Here is an 18,186-nt window from a genome sequence, read left to right on the forward strand (position 1 = left end):
CCTGCTGGCAGGCCCGTGCCGACAAACCTGGGATCACGCCTCGCCCAGCACACCGGCCTGCGCTTGCCCTTCGCGCACGAACGGGAACTTGACCACGCGCACGGGGACGGCGCGGCCGCGGATGTCGACGGTGACCCCGCCCAGTTCACCCGCAGGTACGCGGGCGAAGGCGATGCCCTTGCCCAGCGTGGGCGAGAAGGTGCCGGAGAGGATTTCGCCCTGGCCGCTTGCGGTCGTTACGACCTGACCGTGGCGCAGCACGCCCTTTTCGTCCATCACCAGCCCGATCATCTGCCGTGCATCGCCGGCGGCCTTCTGCGCTTCCAGTACATCGCGGCCGATGAAATCGCGGCCCTCGTCCAGCGATACCGTCCAGGCAAGCGCCGCCTCGTACGGCGTGATCGCTTCGTCCATGTCCTGGCCATACAGGTTCATGCCGGCTTCCAGCCGCAACGTATCGCGCGCGCCCAGGCCCGCCGGCTTGACCCCGGCCTTGATCAGCTTGTCCCAGAACGCGACGACCGCATCCTGCGGCAGCAGGATCTCGAAACCGTCTTCGCCGGTGTAGCCGGTACGCGCGACGAACAACGGCACGCCATCGGCGGCGCTTACCTGGGTGGCGGCGAAGCGACCGAGCTTGGTTAGTGCGTCCTTGTCGTCGGTGTCGACCAACCTGCCTACCGCGTCACGGGCCTGCGGCCCCTGCACGGCGAGGATCGCCAGATCCGGACGCTGCTGCACGCTGACGGCGAACGGGATGGCCTGTTCGGTAAGCCACGCCAGGTCTTTTTCGCGCGTCGAGGCATTGACGACCATGCGGAAGAAATCATCGGCCACGTAGTAGACGATCAGGTCATCGATGACGCCACCGCGCGCATTGAGCATGCAGGAATACAGCGCCTTGCCTGGGCCCTTCAGCTTGTCCACGGAATTCGCCAGCAGGCGACGCAGGAACGGCTTGACCTGATCACCCCGCAGATCGACGACGGTCATGTGGCTGACGTCGAACACGCCGGCCTCGCGGCGCACCAGGTGATGCTCATCCAACTGCGAACCGTAGTGGATGGGCATGTCCCAGCCCCCGAAGTCGACCATCTTTGCGCCGAGGGCGCGGTGGGAATCGTTGAGCAGCGTCTTCTGGGTCATGACCGGTCCGGGAACTAGGAAACAAGACCCGCATTATCCCAGATAGCACGACAGGGTCCACGTCATCGCATTCGCGCTGCCGCTCCCACGCTTTGCTGCGCAAACCGTGGGCCCCGTCTCACCAGCACCCACACCCCGCCGCTTCGCGGCCGCCCCTGACTCAGGGGCTCCCTCCACCAGACGGGTCAACGGGGCCTGCGGTAGCGCCGACCCATGGTCGGCGGAATGTTCCCGCCAACGGCCCGCTGCGCTCGCCGACCATGGGTCGGCGCTACCGATTTTCTCTTCTCATACGCGGCTGGCGGCCACGGAATCTGTCAGGGGGGCGGGCGGTGGGGCTGGGCGGGGGCGTTGAGCGCCATGGATGGCGCGAAACGAGGCCCGCAGGAGCGGCTCTTGCCGTCCCCCGCCCAGCCCCACCGCCCGACCCCTTGCACGTAGCCTTGAATCAGCCACCCGCGAGGGGGTCTCACCCGTTCGCTTCCACCTGCAGCACACCATTGACCACCGCCACCACGCGCACCGGCGTGCCCGCCGCCAGCTCCGGTCCGGTGACCTGCCACGACGAATCATCGATGCTGACCCGCCCCTGGCCCGCCACGATGCCCTGCTGCAGTACCGCCACGCGGCCCACCAGCTGCGCGCTGCGACGGTTCAACAGCGGCGCATCGCTCTGCCGACCGTGCGTCCTGCCCCAGCGGCGATACGCCTGGATAGCGACCACGCTGAGGACCACGAACGCGACCACCTGCCACAGCACCGGAATGCCGGGCACCAGTGCGGTGATCAGAAACACCGCCGCCGCGCCGATGCCGATCCACAGCATGAACGCACCCGGTGCCATCGCCTCGGCAGCGAACAACAGCAGCGCCAGTGCCCCCCATCCGACGACTTCCCAGCGCATGTCAGTCTCCAAAGCGCGGCGGCACCGCGCGGGCAGGCTTGTCGTCCTGTTTGGCGAAAGCATGCTTGGCCAGTTCGGCGACGCCGGCGATCGAGCCAATCACGCCACTGGCCTCCATCGGCATCAGCACCAGCTTCTGGTTCGGCGAGGTCGCGAGGGCCTTGAACGCTTCTACATACTTCTGTGCGATGAAGTAATTGATTGCCTGCACGTCCCCTTCGGCGATCGCCACCGAGACCATCTGGGTGGCCTTGGCTTCGGCCTCTGCCAGGCGCTCGCGTGCCTCTGCATCGCGGAATGCGGCCTCACGGCGGCCCTCGGCCTCCAGCACGGTCGCCTGCTTTTCACCGTCGGCACGCAGGATCTCGGACTGGCGCGCGCCTTCGGCTTCGAGAATCTGCGCGCGCTTTTCGCGTTCGGCCTTCATCTGCCGCGCCATCGCGTCCAGCAGATCACGCGGTGGCTGGATGTCGCGGATCTCGATCCGGTTGACCTTCAGGCCCCACGGATTGGTCGCCTGATCGACGACGCTCAGCAGCTGCGCATTGATCACCTCGCGCTGGCTCAGGGATTCGTCCAGGTCCATCGAGCCGATCACGGTGCGGATGTTGGTCTGTACCAGGGCGATCATCGCCACTTCCAGGTTGGAGACCTCGTAGGCCGCCTTGGCCGCGTCCAGCACCTGGAAGAACACCACGCCGTCCACGCGCACCGCCGCGTTGTCCTTGGTGATCACTTCCTGGCTGGGCACGTCCAGCACCTGCTCCATCATGTTCACCTTGCGCCCTACCCCGTACACGATCGGTATCAGGAAATGCAGGCCGGGCGACATCGTATGGGTATAGCGGCCGAACCGCTCCACCGTCCATTCAAAGCCCTGCGGCACCATGCGCACCGCCTTGAACAGCACGATCACGGCCACGATCGCCAGTACCACCGTAAAGAACATCGTCGGGAACATCGCGCTTCCTCTTCCATGAAAACCGACCTGCAGCATACCCCGCGGGGTGGGTTTGCCGCGCTGGCGGGCGTTTTCGTCTGGGTCTCGCGGCGGCGGGAGAGGCTGCACGGGACACGCCGCAAGTACGTCCTTGTAGGCTCGCGTTCGGCTCCTGCCTCACGACGGTCCTGCACACCCCTTCGGGACTTGCGGCGTGTCATGTGCAGCCTCTCCCGCCGCCGCGCCGCCGTGTACAGACTCTAGATGCGCGTCGTGGCCATGAAGCGTTCTCGGTCCTGCGCGGTGCGTCGGCGGATCTCGGCCAGCGCCTGGTTCTCGGTCGCCTCCAGCATCGCTTCGAACAGGCGCTGGAAGTGATAGCGCATCGCGTTGCGCGCTGCAGCAGGATCGCGCGACGCCAGTGCCTCGAAGATCGCCATGTGCTCGTCGGCACGGCTGGCGCCGTCGTCGTGGCAGACACGGGCATACACCTCTGCCACGCGCGGCATGTCGCTGCGCATGCGCCAGATCTGCTGCACGAAATACTCCACCACCGGGTTGCCGGACAGGCGGGCGATGGTCAGATGGAAGCGGCGGTCGAAATCACCCGCCTCGGCATCGGTCAGGTCGCGACGGCAGAGCGCCTCGGCCAGCACCCGCAGTTCGGCGATGTCCGCGTCTTCCAGGTTGCCGGCCGCCAGTGCGGCGGCCTCGGCCTCGAACACCGCACGTGCCGCGGTCAGGTCGAATGCGCTGACATCCGGAAAGCCACCCAGGCCATCCAGTGGCCGCGGTTTCACATACACGCCCGAGCCGATGCGGATCGCGATCCAGCCCTGAGCTTCCAGGGCGATCTCCGCTTCACGCACGGTGACCCGGCTGACGCCGAAGCGTTCGGCCAGTTCGCGTTCGCCGGGCAGCCGTGTGCCGGGCGGGAACTCTCCGTCCTCGATCAACGTGCGGAGTTTGGCGGCGATGGTCTGGTACAGGCGGTTGGCGGACATGGGCTGACCCTTGGTGGTTCCCTCCGGCACCGTCCCGGGCCACCGCGCGCGGGGCTGGTCCGGTTGGAGCAACGGCGCGACCCTGAGGGCCGCGCCGTCTCGATTTAGAACTTGTATCGTACACCGAAAAACGCACGTCGCCCGTAGCTCACGACCTCGCGGAAGTTGCCAAAGGACGGTTGGTACGCCACGCGCGGTTCGTTGGTGAGGTTCATCAGTTCCAGTGACAGCGACAGGTTGCGGCTGACCCGGTAACGCGCGCGCAGGTCCACGCTGGTGTTGTCGTCGTAGTAGCGATTCTGCTGTGCGGTGTTGCCGGTGAAATCCTGGTAGTAGCTTGAGCGGAACTTGGCGATCGCCTGGATGTTGAACGGGCCCACGTCCCAGTACAGCGAACCGGACAGCACGTGCCGCGAGAACCCGCTCAAGCCGGCCGTCGGCACGATCGCCGGGATGACGCTGCCATCGCTGGCCAATTGCTCGCCCAGACGCGAATCCTGCGTCTCGTAATCCGAATCGGCGTAGTTGTAGCTCACCTTGAAGCCCAGGCCGTCAAACGGCTTCGGCAGGTACGAGAAGCGGTGTGTCGCACTGAGCTCCATACCGGTCAGCGTGCTGTCTTCGTCGGTGGTGACCTGCTGGCGCACCGGCACGGTCACCGTCTGGCCATCGATGGTGTAGGTCTCATCCACCAGCGAGGTCGCGGTTCCGCCATTGAACTGCTTCCAGTACACGGCGGCAGCCAGCAGCGTATCCGGGTTCGGGTACCACTCCAGCGACAGATCGCCGTTCCAGCTCATCAGCGGCTGCGCGGCCGGGTTGCCGCTGGCACTGATGTCGTCCAGTGCATCGGCCAGGTTGCCGAAGGTCGCATCGCTGTTGACGTTGATCGTGCGGCCCGCACCCAGCGCGGAAATGTCCGGGCGCGACATCGCGCGGTAGCCGGCGACACGCAGCAGCAGGTCCTCACGCAGCGCGAATGACGCATTGGCGCTGGGCAGCAGCTTGTCGTTGCCGGCCTTGAACGTCTGCGTGCTGAACTCGCCGGTCGGCTGCAGGCGGATCGTGCCGTCGCCGTTGTCACGCACGGTCAGGCCGGTGCGTACGCCTTCGGAACGCACGTCGGTCTTGACCCAGCGCGCGCCGACGTTGCCGGTGACGGGCAGGCCGAACCACTCACTGCTGAACTCACCGAGCAGATACAGCGAGCGTGTCTTCTCGGTGATGTCGACGTTGTTCGGGTCCGGCCGATCCGGATCGAGCAGGTTGTCGGTGGTACCGCGGAAGGATTGGTACAGGCACATCGGATCGAAGTACGCCCACTCGGAGATCGTGTTGCCGCTGGCGGCATCCATGAAATCCTTCTGCGGGAACGCCGCGCGGCAGCTGGTGTTGGCCGCGATGATGGCGGCCTTGTCGCCCGCCACGCGCTGGTCGTAATCGGTGATCAGCGTATTGTCACGCAGGGTGTAGTCCGCCTGGCTGGCGCGCAGCCCTGCCTTGATGCGGGTGAAGAATCCTTCCTCCGGCATGAAGCTGGCATCGAAGCGGCCGGCGCGGATCTGATGGTCGTTCTCGGTCTGGCTGGAGGTGACGCGGGCGGCGCCGGTGTAGGCGTCCCAATTGCTCGCATCGAACGCCGGATCCAGTGCCACGCTGGGCACCTCGCCCTGCCAGGCCCAGTCGTAGTTCACATAGCCGGTGGTCCCGCTGCTGATGCCCGGCACGATCGCATTGGCGGTATCGCGCTGGTTGGCCCGCAGGCGGGTGGCACGCTCGTCGTCCACGCGCTGGGTGTGCGAATAGGACAGGTCGGTGGACAGCTCCCAGGCCGGGCTCGGCCGCACGATCAGGTTGATTCCGCCGCCGGTGTATTCCTCGTTGCGCGTGTAGCGGTTGGAGGTCGAATCGATGGAGGTACTGCCGGACAGCTGGCGCAGCACGCCGTCTTCGTCGACCACCCGGTTGACGATGCCACGCCGCGCATTCGACAGGCTCAGGTCGCTGCGGTTTTCATACCAGTTGCGGTCCGTGTGCTCGACATCGACGTTGACCTCGACGACGTCGTTGGGGCGCCATTGCACCGCAGCGAACTCACTCTGCCGGTCGTTGCGTTCCTGCTTCAGGCGATAGATGCGGCTGCTGGGCACCAGGTAGAACGGCGTGCCGGCCGCGATGGCCGCTGCACCCGGCTCGGTGCAGTTCGCGTTGGCCACGTTGACCCGGCCATCGCAGGCATACCAGGTGGATCCGCTGGTGATGCTCTCTTCCGGATCCGACCCGTCCAGCCGCTGCACGCCCAGCGATACCCCCAGCTTTCCGCCGTTCTTGAATTCGAACTGGTCGATGTAGCTGGCGGTGCCGCGATAGCCGATGCCGTCGTCGTCGCGATACTTCTTGTCGTACTCCGCCCAGCTGCCACGCAGGTCCAACTGTATCGCCTGCTTGCCGTACTCCAGCGGCTTGACCGTTTCCAGGCCGATGGTGCCGGCCACGCCGCCTTCGATGATGTCGGCCCGCTGGGTCTTGTAGATCGCGACCGTGTTGATCAGCTCGGCGGGGAACATGTTGAAGTTCACCGAACGATCGCCGCTGCCGTTGGTGATCTCGCGCCCGTTGAAGTTGGTGCTGCTGAGAAACGCGCCCAAGCCACGGATCGAGATTTCCGATGCACCGGTCTTGTCACGGGTAGACGCTGCACCGGTCAGCGTTTCGATGGCGTCCGCCAGCGACGGGGCCGGCAGGTCGCCGATATCTTCGGCCGACAACACGTCTGAGATGACCGTGTCGTCGCGCTTCTTGTTGATCGAGCTCTGCATCGACTCGCGGATGCCGGTCACCTGGACCTGGTCCAGGTTGGTCGCGGTGCCGCCTGCCGGCGGCGGGTCGGTCTGCTGCGCCATTGCCGGGCCGCTGGCGAAGAGCGCAGCCATCAGGGCAAGGGACAGGGCATTTCGGTGGAACGGTGCTGCAGGCATTTCGATACGACGCATGGTGTCCTCCTCCCAAAGGATGTCCCGCAGTGCGGGCATGGGGCGCACTTTCGACATGCGGACACACAAATGTCAACCAATTGGACTGATTCTTTCGTCTTACCTTTGCTATAGGCCAATTCAGCATGAAATCTTGTGCTGTTGCAGCATGACTTGCCGACACACATGCCCTACAACTGCATCCCACTGGTCTAGCAAACCGGCTTACAATCCGTCCTGCGTCAGTGCCATCGTCCGGAGGAGACACCATGAAGTTTCCATCACAATCCCTGCCTTTAGCACTGCTGTTGGTCACGGGTGCTTCGTGGGCCGGGGCCGCTCATGCGGCGAGCCACCTGGTGCACGACGTGAGTGCGTTCAACACGGTAGCGGCCACTCTCCAGCCCGGCGATGAGGTGGTGCTGGCCAATGGCACGTGGACCGATGCACGGCTGCTGCTGAAGGCGAACGGCACCGCGGCGGCGCCGATCACTCTGCGCGCGCAGACGCCCGGCCAGGTGATCCTCAGCGGTCAATCGGATCTGCGGCTGGCGGGTGAGTACCTGCACGTGGCGGATCTGGTGTTCCGCGATGGCTTTTCGCCCAGCGAGGCGGTGGTGGCCTTCCGTGAATCCAGCAAATCGGTCGCCCGCCACAGCCGGGTCAGCGGTGTGGTGATAGACGATTACAGCAACCCGGACAGCAGCGACCAGGATCAGTGGGTGATGCTCTACGGCGCGTTCAACCGGCTCGACCACAGCCAGCTGCGCGGCAAGACCAACGCCGGCCCCACCGTGGTGGTGGTGCGCGATGCAGCACAGGGCCTGGACAACCAGCACCGCATCGATCACAACTGGTTCGGCCCGCGCCCGGCGCTGGGCGTCAACGGCGGCGAAACCCTGCGCGTGGGCACCAGTGACAGCTCGCTCAGCGATTCCAACAGCACCGTCGAGTACAACTGGTTCGAGGGCTGCGACGGCGAGACCGAGATCATTTCCAACAAGTCCGGCGGCAACGTTTACCGCGGCAATGTGTTCTATCGCTCGGCCGGCGCATTGACGTTGCGTCATGGCAACGGCAACCAGGTGATCGACAACATCTTCCTCGGTGATGGCAAGTCCGGCACCGGCGGCGTGCGGGTGATCAATGCACAGCAGCAGGTCAGCAACAATTACTTCCAGGGGTTGGCCGGCAGCAGCAACCGCGCAGCGCTGGCGGTGATGCATGGCCAGGCCACGCCGGCGTTGTCCGGCTACGCGCCGGTGGTCGATGCGACGATCGAGCGCAACACCTTCGTCGATGTGTCAAAGGTGAGTTTCGGCGTCGGCTACAACGCGGCGACCGGCATCGTGGTGCCCGCCAGCAACAGCCGCTTCCGCAACAACCTGCTGGTCAACCGCACTGGCGCGGATCCGTTCACGGTGAACGGCAGCATGGCCGGCGTCGCCTCCACCGGCAACCTGCAGTCGCCGCTCGCGTCCCCCGCCCTGCCCGGCGGCGTGGACAGCGTCGCGGCAACCCTCGTACAGGCGTCGAACGGACTGTGGGTGCCCTCGCCGGCCCTCCCATCGGCCGGCGCCTCTGCCACCCTGAGCGTGACATCCCGCGATGCCACCGGCGTGGCCTGGTATCCCAAACAAGGGGAATGGACGGATGCGGCCGCTGTCGGCCACCGCCTGCCCACCAATGGAGCTGATCGATGAAGCACACGTACCTGTCGCTTGCCCTCGCGTTGGCCACGGCCAGCGGCGCCGTGGCCGTGCTGCCCGCGCCCGCCTACGCGGCGACGGCGGCGTCCACGCCGGCCGAAACCGCAGTGGCGCCGGTGCTGGTCACCGCCAGCCAATGGAAGCAGATGGCCAGCGAGGGCGCTCGTTATCCTTCCTTCGCCAAGGAGCAGGCACGTAACGAGGCGATGCTGCGGCGGATGATGAAGGCCGGCATCGACGTCCCCTTTCCCAAGGACAAGGGCGGCGGGCGCACGCATGAGCAGCACAAGCGCAACTACCAGGCGCTGCTGGCCGCCGGCACGCTGTACCGCTTGACCGGCGACACCGCCTACGTCGATTACGCCCGACGCATGCTGCTGGAATACGCCGCGCTGTACCCCACCCTGGGCCCGCATCCGGAAGGACGCGGGCAGATCCCGGGCCGGGTGTTCTGGCAGGTACTCAATGACTCGGTGTGGCTGGTGAACGCCGTCCAGGGCTACGACGCGATCCGCGACGCGCTGCCCGCCAAGGACCGTCAGACCATCGATGACCGCGTGTTCCGGCCGATGGCCGAGTTCCTTGCCAGCGAGCCGAAGAACTTCGACCAGATCCACAATCACTCCACCTGGGCGGTGGCGGCCACCGGCATGACCGGCTACGTGCTGCGCGACCAGGACCTGGTGGAGAAATCGCTGCGCGGCAGCCGCAAGGACGACGAATTCGGGTTCCTGCGCCAGGTCGACCTGCTGTTCTCGCCCGACGGGTACTACGAAGAAGGCCCCTACTACCAGCGCTATGCCCTGGCGCCATTCCTGTTGTTCGCCAATGCCATCGAGCGCAACGAGCCGCAGCGGAAGATCTTCGAGCGCCGCGACGGCGTGCTGCTGAAGGCCGTCGATGTGCTCGTGCAGAGCAGCTACGGCGGCCTGTTTTTCCCGATCAACGACGCCATCCTCGACAAGGGCGTGGATACGGAAGAACTGGTGGCGGGCATCGGCATCGCATACGCGCGCAGCGGTGACGACCAGTTGCTGTCGGTGGCCCAGCACCAGGACCGCCTGCTGTTGACCCCGGAGGGCCTGCAGGTCGCCCAGGCGCTGGCCGCCGGCAAGGCCAAACCCTTCGATTACCGCCCGATGCTGCTGCGCGATGGCCCGGACGGTGATCGCGGCGGGTTGGCGATTCTGCGCATGGGCGACGAAGACGGCCAGGTACTGGTACAGAAAGACACCATGCAGGGCATGGGCCATGGTCACTTCGACAAGCTCAACTGGCTGTTCTATGACAACGGGCAGCGCGTGGTGACGGACTACGGTTCAGCGCGCTTCCTCAATGTGGAAGCCAAGCGCGGCGGCATCTACCTGGCCGAAAACCGCAGCTGGGCCAAACAGACCATCGCCCACAACACGCTGGTGGTGGATGAAAAGAGCCACTTCAACGGCGACTGGAAGCGGGGCGAAGCGCATGCGCCGACCGTGCGTTTCTTCCAGGCCGATGAAGATACCCAGGTTGCCTCGGCCACGATGCGCGATGCGTACCCCGGCGTGACGTTCACCCGCACCCAGGCGTTGCTGCGCCATCCGGATCTGGCCCTGCCGGTCGTGCTGGACCTGATGCAGGTGAAGGGTGAGAAGGCGGCCCGCTTCGACCTGCCCCTGCACTTCAACGGCCACATCGTCAGCACCGGGTTCGAAGCCGAACGGTTCGTCGAGCAGCGTCCCGTGCTGGGCGCGGAAAACGGCTACCAGCATCTGTGGGTGGACGCGCGCAGCGCGCCCGGCACCGAACAGCGCAGCCTGGCCTGGCTGCTCGATGGACGCTTCTACACCTACCGTTTCGGCAGCACCGCGCCATCACGGGCGCTGCTGGTGGAAAGCGGTGCGAACGATCCCGAGTTCAACCTGCGCCGCGAACCGGCGCTGGTGCAGCGCGTGGAAGGCCAGCGCGAAGTGAGCTTCTTCAGCGTGCTGGAACCGCACGGTGAGTACAACGGCACGGCCGAGTACGTGCACGGGGCCGACAGCCAGGTCACTGCGCTGGTGCGCGTGCGCGGCAAGGACGCCGAACTGCTGCAGCTGACGCTGGCCAGCGGCGCGCGCATCGCACTGGGCGTTGCCGATGACAGCAGTACCGATAGCGAACACAGCGTGGTGGTGGATGGCCATACCTACACGTGGCGCGGCAGCCATGCGCGCATGGACCAGGCCGCCGGCAAGCGGGGCGGCCGATGAACGTGTCTTCTGCCGGCGCGCGGTTGCGCAAGGTGCCGGTCCGCTCGGCAGTGCGGTGGCTGATCGTGGGCCTGATCGCGGTCGCGACGGTGATCAACTACATCGACCGCAATGCGTTGGCGGTGATGTGGCCGGAGATCGCCCGCGAAGTCGGGGCCACCAAGGATGACTACGCGCTGCTGGTGACGGTGTTCATGCTGTTCTACGCCGCTGGGCAGTTCCTGTTCGGCCGGCTGTTCGACCTGATCGGCACGCGAATGGGGTTCGCACTGTCCATCAGCGTGTGGTCGATATCGATCGCCCTGCATGCGGTCACTCATTCCATTCTGTCGTTCAGTCTGGTTCGGGCGATGCTGGGCGTCAGCGAAGCCGGCGCCTGGCCGGGTGCGGTCAAGGCCAACGCCGAGTGGTTCCCGGCACGCGAGCGTGCGCTGGCACAGGGCGTCTTCAACGCCGGCGCCTCCATCGGCGCGATCGTGTCTGCCCCCGCCATTGCCGGCCTGTACCTGTGGCTGGGCTGGCGCGGGACGTTCGTGGTGATCGGTGCGATGGGCTTCCTGTGGCTGCTGCCGTGGCTGTTCGTGTACCGCGCAGGGCCGGACAAACACCCGTGGGTCAGTGATGCCGAGCGTCGCCTGATCATGGAAGACCAGGCCGGCGCCGCCGATCCCGCTGCACCGCGCCGCAGTGTGCGTGAGCTGCTGGCGCACCGGCAGAGCTGGGGCATGCTCGCCTGCCGCTTCCTGCTGGACCCGATCTGGTGGCTGTTCGTGTCCTGGCTGCCGATCTACCTGGCAGAAACCTTCGGCTTCGACATCAAGCAGATCGGCCTGTTCGCGTGGGTGCCCTTCGTCGGCGCGATGCTCGGCAGCCTGACCGGCGGCTGGCTGTCCGGCCGGCTGATCCGCGCCGGGCACAGCGTGGACCGCGCCCGCAAGTGGTCGATCACCCTCGGCTGCATCATCATGGCGCCTGCCCTGCTGGGCGCGGTGATGGCCGCCGGCCCGTTGGCCGCGGTGCTGACCATCGCCGCCGTGCTGTTCGGCTTCCAGGTCGCCATCGGCAATATCCAGACTCTGCCGGGCGATCTGTTCGGTGGGCGCTCGGTGGGCACGCTGGCCGGCCTGGGTGGCCTGGCCGCCGTTGCCGGCACCTTGATCACCACGTGGCTGGTGCCGGTGCTGACCCGCGAGTCCTATGCCCCGATGTTCATGCTCGTCGCCGCCCTCGTGCCGCTGTCGCTGGTCGCGCTGTGGTGGTTCACCGGCACGATCCGTCGCCTCGATGCACCCACGCCGACGCCTGCGCCGCAGCGCTGAGCGCACGCCTACGTTCCTCGACCCTTTTTTCTCTCACACACCCCACGTAACAAAGGAGTTCCAACGCATGTCATTCCAGGACAAGGTGGCCATCGTCACCGGTGGCGGCCGCGATATCGGTCGCGCCATTTCGATCAAACTCGCCGCCGCCGGCGCCCGCGTCTGCTTCAACTACGCCAACGACGAAGCCAGCGCACGCGAGACACTGGCGCAGATCGAAGCCGCCGGTGGCCAGGCCATCCTGCATCGCGCCGACGTGACCGATCCGGCCGCCGTCGCCGGGCTCGTGGCTGCCGCGCAGGCCGCGTTCGGTCCCCGCATCGACCTGCTGATCAACGTGGCCGGTGGCATGGTCGAGCGTCGCCCGCTGGCCGACATCGATCCGGCGTTCTTCCACAAGGTGATCGACCTCAACCTGACCTCGACCTACCTCACCACCCATGCCGTAGTGCCGCACATGGGCGAAGGCGCGGCAATCGTCAACTTCGCGTCGCAGGCCGGTCGCGATGGCGGTGGCCCCGGTGCATCCATCTATGCAACCGCCAAGGCCGGCGTGATGACCTTCACCCGCGCCATGGCCAAGGAACTGGGCCCGAAGGGCATCCGGGTCAACGCGCTGTGCTGCGGCATGATCGCCACGCGGTTCCATGACGAGTTCACCAAGCCGGAAGTGCGCACCGCCGTAGCCGCCGGTACGCCGCTGCGTCGCCAGGGTCGTCCGCAGGAAGCAGCCGACGTGGCCGTGTATCTGGCCTCGGACGAGGCCGCCTTCATCACCGGCGCGAACATCGACGTCAACGGCGGCACGTTCTTCTCCTGACCGGAGTTTCACCATGCTGCGCTGGATCACCGCTCTTTCCCTTGCCGTTGGTTCCGCGCTGTCCGCATCGGCTGCCCCCGCGCAGCCGCTGTGGGTCACTGCCTGGACCGCATCACCCGCGCCGGACCGCCTGGACGGCACGCCGCAGGTCCCCGTGCAGTTCGCTGCACAGACCGTCCGCCAGGACATCCGGCTGGGCAGCCGCGCCGACGCGCTGCGCCTGCGCATCAGCAATGAACTGGGCACGTCCCCACTGCGGGTGGAAGACATGACCGTACGCGGTTCCTCCGGCCGCCCGCTGCCCGTGCAGGTGGACGGACGCAGGGTCATCGACGTACCGGTAGGGGCTGCGTTGCTGACTGATCCGCTGCCATTGAAGGCCGCGGCGCTGGATGAGATCCAGGTCACCGCCTATTTCCCACAGGCGACGCGCCCCGCCGTGCGCCGTACCACCGTGCGGGTGGCCGAGGGCCGACAGCCGCGCGTGGCCGACAGCGTGGCCGTGTCCTATCGCCAGAATGTGATTTCGGCGGTGCTGGTGCAGCGCGCGGATCGACCATCGGTCATCGTGGCGCTGGGTGATTCCATCACCGAAGGCGCCACGGCAGCACGCGGCTCGTACAACCAGTGGCCCGAGCGCCTGGCCGTGCGCTTGCAGCAGGCCTGCCCGGACCGCTTCGTCGTGCTCAACCAAGGCATCAGCGGCAACAAGCTGCTGGACCACGGGCGCAGCCACAGCGCGCTGTCCCGGCTGGACCGCGACGTGATCGCCGTAGCCGATGCCGATCAGATGATCCTCTTCGAAGGCATCAACGATATCCGCCATGGCGGCGGACCCACACCGCTGCCCGGCCGCACGGCCGACGACATGCTGCTGGGTTATCGACAGATCGCCACGCGCCTGCACCAGCACGGCGCGCGCGCGTTCATCGGCACGCTGACGCCCTTCGGTGGCTCCGAGCGCTATGAACCGCTATCGGCCGCGACTAGGACCACGATCAATGCATGGGCGCGCGGCGATGACAGCGGCTTTGACGGCGTGGTGGACTTCGATGCGGCGCTGCGCGACCCGGCCACGCCGGAATCACTGCCTGCCGGCATCACGCGCGATCACCTGCATCCCAACGACGAAGGCTATGCGCGCATGGCCGATGCCATCGACCTGACGATGCTGGGCTGTCAGGCACGTTGAGCACCCGATGCGGGGCCTGCACGGGTGGGGCGGGCGCTGACTACGCCCCGCTGCGTGGAGCGAACATGATCACGGCCATGCCGGCCAGGCACAGCGACACGCCCAGCACGTCCCACCGACCGGGACGGATGCCGTCGACCAGCCAAAGCCAGAGCAGCGCCGTGCCCACATACACGCCACCGTAGGCCGCATAGATGCGCCCACTGGCATCGGGATGCAGGGTCAGCAGCCAGGCGAACAATGCCAGGCTGGCCGCGGCCGGCAGCAGCAGCCACGCGCTGCCATCACGACGCAGCCACAGCCACGGCAGGTAACAGCCGATGATCTCGGCCAGCGCCGTGATCAGGAACAGCCCGAAGGTCTTCACGATGCGGCTTCGTCCGCCTTCGCGCGTTGCCAGAGTACTTCCTGCGCCTGCAGGTCCAAGTCCGCCATGCGCTCGCCCGCAGCGTCGGCGTAGCCTTCCATCGCCCGGAATCGACGTTCGAACTTGTGGTTCGCACCGCGCAGTGCACTGCCCACGTCGACATCGGCCTGCCGGGCCAGTTTCGCGCAGACGAACAGCAGGTCGCCCAGCTCTTCCTGCAGCCGCGCCTTGTTGCCGGCGATGTCACCCCGCTCGAACTCCGCGCGCAGCTCCTGGAGTTCCTCTGCCGCCTTGTCCAGCACCGGCAGGGGACCGGACCAGTCGAATCCCACCTTGGCGGCGCGCGACTGCAGCTTCAGTGCGCGCTGCCATTCCGGCAGCCCACGCGAGATACCTGCCAGCGCCGAGCGATCCGTTTCGCCCTTGGCCGCACGCTCTTCCCGCTTGATGGCGTGCCAGTTGCGCAGCACATGGGCGGCATCGTCCACGCTGGCATCGGCGAAGATATGCGGATGGCGGCGGACCATCTTTTCATTGATGGAGCGGGCAACGTCGGCAAAGGCGAACGCGCCCTGCTCTTCCGCCATCCGGGCATGGAACACGACCTGCAGCAGCAGGTCCCCAAGCTCGTCACACAGATCATCCAGGTCACCGCGATCAATCGCATCGGCGACTTCGTACGCCTCTTCGATGGTGTACGGGGCGATGGTGGAGAAGTCCTGTTCAAGATCCCACGGACAGCCACCGTCCGGATCGCGCAGGCGCGCCATGATCGCCAGCAGGCGGCCCAGTTCGGTTGCTGCGTCGGTCGCGCTCATTCGGTACTCCCGTTGCTGTCGTCGAGCCAGCCGCGCCAGGGCAACGCAGGATCACCCAGTGCCATGAAGTCACCGTTGAGCAGGCTCTCGCGGCGGTTGTAGCGGAAGGGTTTGCCCGTGCTCGCCGACAGCACGGCGCCGCCGGCGGCATGCAGGACACACTGGCCCGCGGCGGTGTCCCATTCACTGGTCGGTCCCAACCGCGGATAGACATCCAGATCGCCCTCGGCGATCCGGCAGAACTTCAGCGAAGACCCCTGTGCCACGGTCTCGATGTCACCCATCCGCTGCAGCAGCGCCTCGGTGCGCGCGGACCGGTGTGAACGACTGGCGGCAACGCGCAGCGGGGCATGGGCGGGCGCGCGCGTGCGCAGCACCGTGTCATGCGCGCCCTGCCGTCGATACGCCTGCTCACCCCGCATCGCGTGCCACACCAGGCCGGTTACCGGTGCCAGTACCACCCCGAAGGTCGGTGCCCCCTGGTAGACCAGCGCGATGTTCACACTGAACTCGCCATTGCGCTTGATGAACTCACGGGTGCCGTCCAAGGGGTCGACCAGCCAGTACGCGCCCCAGTGGCGTCGCGTCTCCCAGTCGGCGGCAACGGACTCTTCCGACAGCACGGGCAGGTCCGGCGTCAGCCGCAGCAGCCCACTGACGATGCGGTCGTTGGCCGCCAGGTCCGCCGTGGTTACCGGGCTGTCGTCATCCTTCAGGCTGACGTCGAACCCGGTGGCATACACCTGCATGATGGCGGCCGCCGCATCCTGGGCGATGGCGATGACGGTTTCGCGCAGGTCGGTCGTGATGCGTACGTGGGTCACGGCAGCAGGCGCCCGCGACACCGTGACGCGGCGGCATGCCGGCTCATGGGCGACCCTGCAGCCACTGCCGCGCGATGAACAGCGCCGCCAGCGAACGGCCTTCGGAGAAATCCTCGCGCAGCATCAGCTGATCGAGTTCGGCGAGCTTCCACGGCACGACTTCCAGCTCTTCGGGTTCATCGCCCTGCAGTTTCTCCGGATAAAGATCGCGCGCCACGACGAGCCATGACTGATGGCTCATGTACGTAGGGGCCAGCGTCATCGCGCGGAGCACGTCCACGCGCCGCGCGCCATAACCGGCTTCTTCCTTCAGCTCGCGATCGGCCGCCTGTTCCGGCGTCTCGCCCGCGTCGATCCGTCCCTTCACCAGGCCCAGTTCGTAGCGGTGCATGCCCGCGGCGTACTCCCGCACCAGCAGCACGGTGTCCTCGTCCAGCATCGGCACCACCACGACGGCACCGTGGCCACGGCTGACCAGGCGCTCGAATCGCCGCTGTTCGCCATTGGAGAACTCCAGGTCCAGATACTGGCGCTGGAAGGGCCCGTTTTCCTCGTCGGTGATCCGATGGATGATGGGCAGGCGACGGCTCATGCGGAATGCCCCGCGCGGGCCGATAGAATGGACGAAGGCAGCAACATGTTCATGAGCTCACGATGCTAGCAGAGACGCAGCCCTCCCCGCAGGGCAACCCGTTCGAAAACCCGTTGTTCCATGACCGCGGTGCGCGGCCTGCGCGCCGCAAGGAGACCTGTGCATGCGTGTGACCCGCTGCCCGGTGCCGCTTGCACTGCAGGCGGGCCAGACATTTTCACTGCCTGAAGAGACCGCCAACCACCTGGTGCGCGTACTGCGCCTGCGCGAGGGCGATGGCTGCGTGCTCTTCAATGGGGATGGCCACGATTACCACGCCACCCTGGTCACGGTGGGCAAGCGCGATGCGCAGGTACGGATCGACCGGGCCAGCCGACTGGACAACGAATCCCCCTTGCCCCTCACCCTGCTGCAGGGCGTAGCGCGTGGCGAGAAGATGGATCTGATCCTGCAGAAGGCAACGGAACTGGGGGTGGCGGCCGTGATCCCGGTCAATGCCGAACGGACCGAGGTCAAACTGGATGGCGCGCGCGCAGAAAAGCGGGTCGCGCACTGGAACAGCGTGGTGCAATCGGCGTGCGGCCAGTCCGGGCGCGCGCGGATTCCGCAGGTCGGCGCTCCATTGTCGTTGGCGGCCGCCGTCGCGACGCTGCCCGAAGACACACTGCGGCTGACCCTGGATCCCTTGGGCAGCCATCGCCTGTCCACCCTGCACGCTGCCCCGCCCGGCGGCATCGTCGTGGCCATCGGCCCGGAAGGCGGCTGGTCGCCACGTGACCGCGACCTGCTCGCCACGGCCGGCTTTCAGGGATTGCAGCTGGGGCCGCGCATCCTGCGCACGGAAACGGCGGGCCTCGCGGCGATCGCCGCGCTGCAGGCACGGCTGGGTGACCTCGGCTGACGCGTAGCGCCAAGCCGTGCTCGGCGAGCGCGGAGCGCGGGCAGTTCACCCTGCGCCAGCTCGCGGACGCCATCCGCCGAGCGTGGCTCGGCGCTACGGATGTCTCACGGTTGTGCGGTGCCGTCTTCTGACGGTAGCGCCGAGCCGTGCTCGGCGAGCGCGAAGCGCGGGCAGTTCCGGCCTGACCGGTCACGGACGCCATCCGCCGAGCGTGGCTCGGCGCTACGGATGTCTCACGGTGACGCGACGCCGTCTTCTGACGGTAGCGCCGAGCCGTGCTCGGCGAGCGCGGAGCGCGGGCAGTTCACCCTGCGCCAGCTCGCGGACGCCATCCGCCGAGCGTGGCTCGGCGCTACGGATGTCTCACGGTTGTGCGGTGCCGTCTTCTGACGGTAGCGCCGAGCCGTGCTCGGCGAGCGCGGAGCGCGGGCAGTTCACCCTGCG

The 18,186-nt window shown here is 66.7% G+C and carries 15 protein-coding genes; 6 read left to right on the plus strand and 9 right to left on the minus strand.

All coding sequences use genetic code 11. From position 1 onward, the window contains the following. Positions 1–33: 33 nt before the first annotated feature. The 5 genes from gcvT to IFT58_RS15255 form a co-directional block, all read right to left on the minus strand. Positions 34–1,146, minus strand: coding sequence for a glycine cleavage system aminomethyltransferase GcvT (gene gcvT / locus IFT58_RS15235; protein WP_192095845.1), 1,113 nt, complete (start codon positions 1,144–1,146; stop codon positions 34–36). A gap of 469 nt (positions 1,147–1,615) precedes the next feature. Then, positions 1,616–2,050, minus strand: coding sequence for an NfeD family protein (locus IFT58_RS15240; protein ID WP_188324686.1), 435 nt, complete (start codon positions 2,048–2,050; stop codon positions 1,616–1,618). 1 nt (position 2,051) lies between these two features. Continuing rightward, positions 2,052–3,011 carry an SPFH domain-containing protein gene (locus IFT58_RS15245; RefSeq protein ID WP_188324687.1) on the minus strand — a complete coding sequence of 320 codons (960 nt, stop codon included), beginning with the start codon at positions 3,009–3,011 and terminating at the stop codon, positions 2,052–2,054. A 239-nt stretch (positions 3,012–3,250) separates the two neighbouring features. Further along, complete coding sequence (locus IFT58_RS15250) at positions 3,251–3,994, minus strand: FadR/GntR family transcriptional regulator (protein WP_188324688.1); 744 nt, start codon at positions 3,992–3,994, stop codon at positions 3,251–3,253. A gap of 104 nt (positions 3,995–4,098) precedes the next feature. Then, positions 4,099–6,897, minus strand: a complete 2,799-nt coding sequence (locus IFT58_RS15255; RefSeq protein WP_223203075.1) for a TonB-dependent receptor — start codon at positions 6,895–6,897, stop codon at positions 4,099–4,101. Positions 6,898–7,235: 338 nt separating this feature from the next. Between IFT58_RS15255 and IFT58_RS15260 the strand changes: the two genes are divergently transcribed. From IFT58_RS15260 to IFT58_RS15280, 5 genes are all read left to right on the plus strand, one after another. Beyond that, positions 7,236–8,669 (plus strand): polysaccharide lyase 6 family protein, encoded by a 1,434-nt coding sequence (locus IFT58_RS15260; RefSeq protein ID WP_192095847.1) that lies wholly within the window; start codon positions 7,236–7,238, stop codon positions 8,667–8,669. After that, entirely contained in the window at positions 8,666–10,909 is a 2,244-nt protein-coding gene (locus IFT58_RS15265) for an oligoalginate lyase (RefSeq protein WP_192080175.1), read from the plus strand. Before IFT58_RS15260 ends, IFT58_RS15265 begins: the two co-directional genes overlap by 4 nt. Next, complete coding sequence (locus tag IFT58_RS15270; protein ID WP_192095849.1) at positions 10,906–12,228, plus strand: MFS transporter; 1,323 nt, start codon at positions 10,906–10,908, stop codon at positions 12,226–12,228. The genes IFT58_RS15265 and IFT58_RS15270 overlap by 4 nt, the downstream gene beginning before the upstream one ends. A 67-nt stretch (positions 12,229–12,295) precedes the next feature. Further along, positions 12,296–13,048, plus strand: coding sequence for a glucose 1-dehydrogenase (locus tag IFT58_RS15275; protein ID WP_188324692.1), 753 nt, complete (start codon positions 12,296–12,298; stop codon positions 13,046–13,048). 13 nt (positions 13,049–13,061) lie between these two features. Beyond that, positions 13,062–14,240, plus strand: coding sequence for a GDSL-type esterase/lipase family protein (locus IFT58_RS15280; RefSeq protein WP_192095851.1), 1,179 nt, complete (start codon positions 13,062–13,064; stop codon positions 14,238–14,240). 40 nt (positions 14,241–14,280) lie between these two features. On the opposite strand, the gene IFT58_RS15285 is transcribed toward IFT58_RS15280, so the two are convergent. The 4 genes from IFT58_RS15285 to nudE are packed head-to-tail and all read right to left on the minus strand — an operon-like array spanning position 14,281 to position 16,841. Beyond that, positions 14,281–14,607, minus strand: a complete 327-nt coding sequence (locus IFT58_RS15285) for a YnfA family protein (RefSeq protein WP_188324694.1) — start codon at positions 14,605–14,607, stop codon at positions 14,281–14,283. Continuing rightward, positions 14,604–15,425: a nucleoside triphosphate pyrophosphohydrolase gene (mazG, locus tag IFT58_RS15290; protein ID WP_192095853.1), complete on the minus strand. Its 822-nt coding sequence runs from the start codon at positions 15,423–15,425 to the stop codon at positions 14,604–14,606. Before mazG ends, IFT58_RS15285 begins: the two co-directional genes overlap by 4 nt. Beyond that, on the minus strand, positions 15,422–16,249 hold the full coding sequence (gene cysQ / locus IFT58_RS15295; RefSeq protein WP_192095855.1) for a 3'(2'),5'-bisphosphate nucleotidase CysQ: 828 nt from the start codon (positions 16,247–16,249) through the stop codon (positions 15,422–15,424). The genes mazG and cysQ overlap by 4 nt, the downstream gene beginning before the upstream one ends. 43 nt (positions 16,250–16,292) lie before the next feature. Then, a complete protein-coding gene (nudE, locus tag IFT58_RS15300) occupies positions 16,293–16,841 on the minus strand; it encodes an ADP compounds hydrolase NudE (protein ID WP_192095857.1) in 549 nt (182 codons plus the stop codon). Between the two features lie 163 nt (positions 16,842–17,004). On the opposite strand from nudE, the gene IFT58_RS15305 reads away from it, so the two are divergent. Next, complete coding sequence (locus IFT58_RS15305; RefSeq protein WP_192095859.1) at positions 17,005–17,742, plus strand: 16S rRNA (uracil(1498)-N(3))-methyltransferase; 738 nt, start codon at positions 17,005–17,007, stop codon at positions 17,740–17,742. The last annotated feature ends 444 nt before the right edge of the window (positions 17,743–18,186 follow it).

This window comes from Stenotrophomonas sp. CFBP 13718 (assembly GCF_014842145.1).
Lineage (GTDB): Bacteria > Pseudomonadota > Gammaproteobacteria > Xanthomonadales > Xanthomonadaceae > Stenotrophomonas.

Excerpts from the sequence above, each read along its gene's own strand:
- IFT58_RS15275 (WP_188324692.1), top strand. The coding sequence starts at position 12,296 with ATGTCATTCCAGGACAAGGTGGCCATCGTCACCGGTGGCGGCCGCGAT.
- IFT58_RS15280 (WP_192095851.1), top strand. The coding sequence starts at position 13,062 with ATGCTGCGCTGGATCACCGCTCTTTCCCTTGCCGTTGGTTCCGCGCTG.
- IFT58_RS15240 (WP_188324686.1), bottom strand. The coding sequence starts at position 2,050 with ATGCGCTGGGAAGTCGTCGGATGGGGGGCACTGGCGCTGCTGTTGTTC.
- gcvT (WP_192095845.1), bottom strand. The coding sequence starts at position 1,146 with ATGACCCAGAAGACGCTGCTCAACGATTCCCACCGCGCCCTCGGCGCA.
- mazG (WP_192095853.1), bottom strand. The coding sequence starts at position 15,425 with ATGAGCGCGACCGACGCAGCAACCGAACTGGGCCGCCTGCTGGCGATC.
- IFT58_RS15245 (WP_188324687.1), bottom strand. The coding sequence starts at position 3,011 with ATGTTCCCGACGATGTTCTTTACGGTGGTACTGGCGATCGTGGCCGTG.
- IFT58_RS15270 (WP_192095849.1), top strand. The coding sequence starts at position 10,906 with ATGAACGTGTCTTCTGCCGGCGCGCGGTTGCGCAAGGTGCCGGTCCGC.
- IFT58_RS15250 (WP_188324688.1), bottom strand. The coding sequence starts at position 3,994 with ATGTCCGCCAACCGCCTGTACCAGACCATCGCCGCCAAACTCCGCACG.
- IFT58_RS15265 (WP_192080175.1), top strand. The coding sequence starts at position 8,666 with ATGAAGCACACGTACCTGTCGCTTGCCCTCGCGTTGGCCACGGCCAGC.
- IFT58_RS15260 (WP_192095847.1), top strand. The coding sequence starts at position 7,236 with ATGAAGTTTCCATCACAATCCCTGCCTTTAGCACTGCTGTTGGTCACG.
- IFT58_RS15305 (WP_192095859.1), top strand. The coding sequence starts at position 17,005 with ATGCGTGTGACCCGCTGCCCGGTGCCGCTTGCACTGCAGGCGGGCCAG.
- nudE (WP_192095857.1), bottom strand. The coding sequence starts at position 16,841 with ATGAGCCGTCGCCTGCCCATCATCCATCGGATCACCGACGAGGAAAAC.
- IFT58_RS15255 (WP_223203075.1), bottom strand. The coding sequence starts at position 6,897 with ATGGCGCAGCAGACCGACCCGCCGCCGGCAGGCGGCACCGCGACCAAC.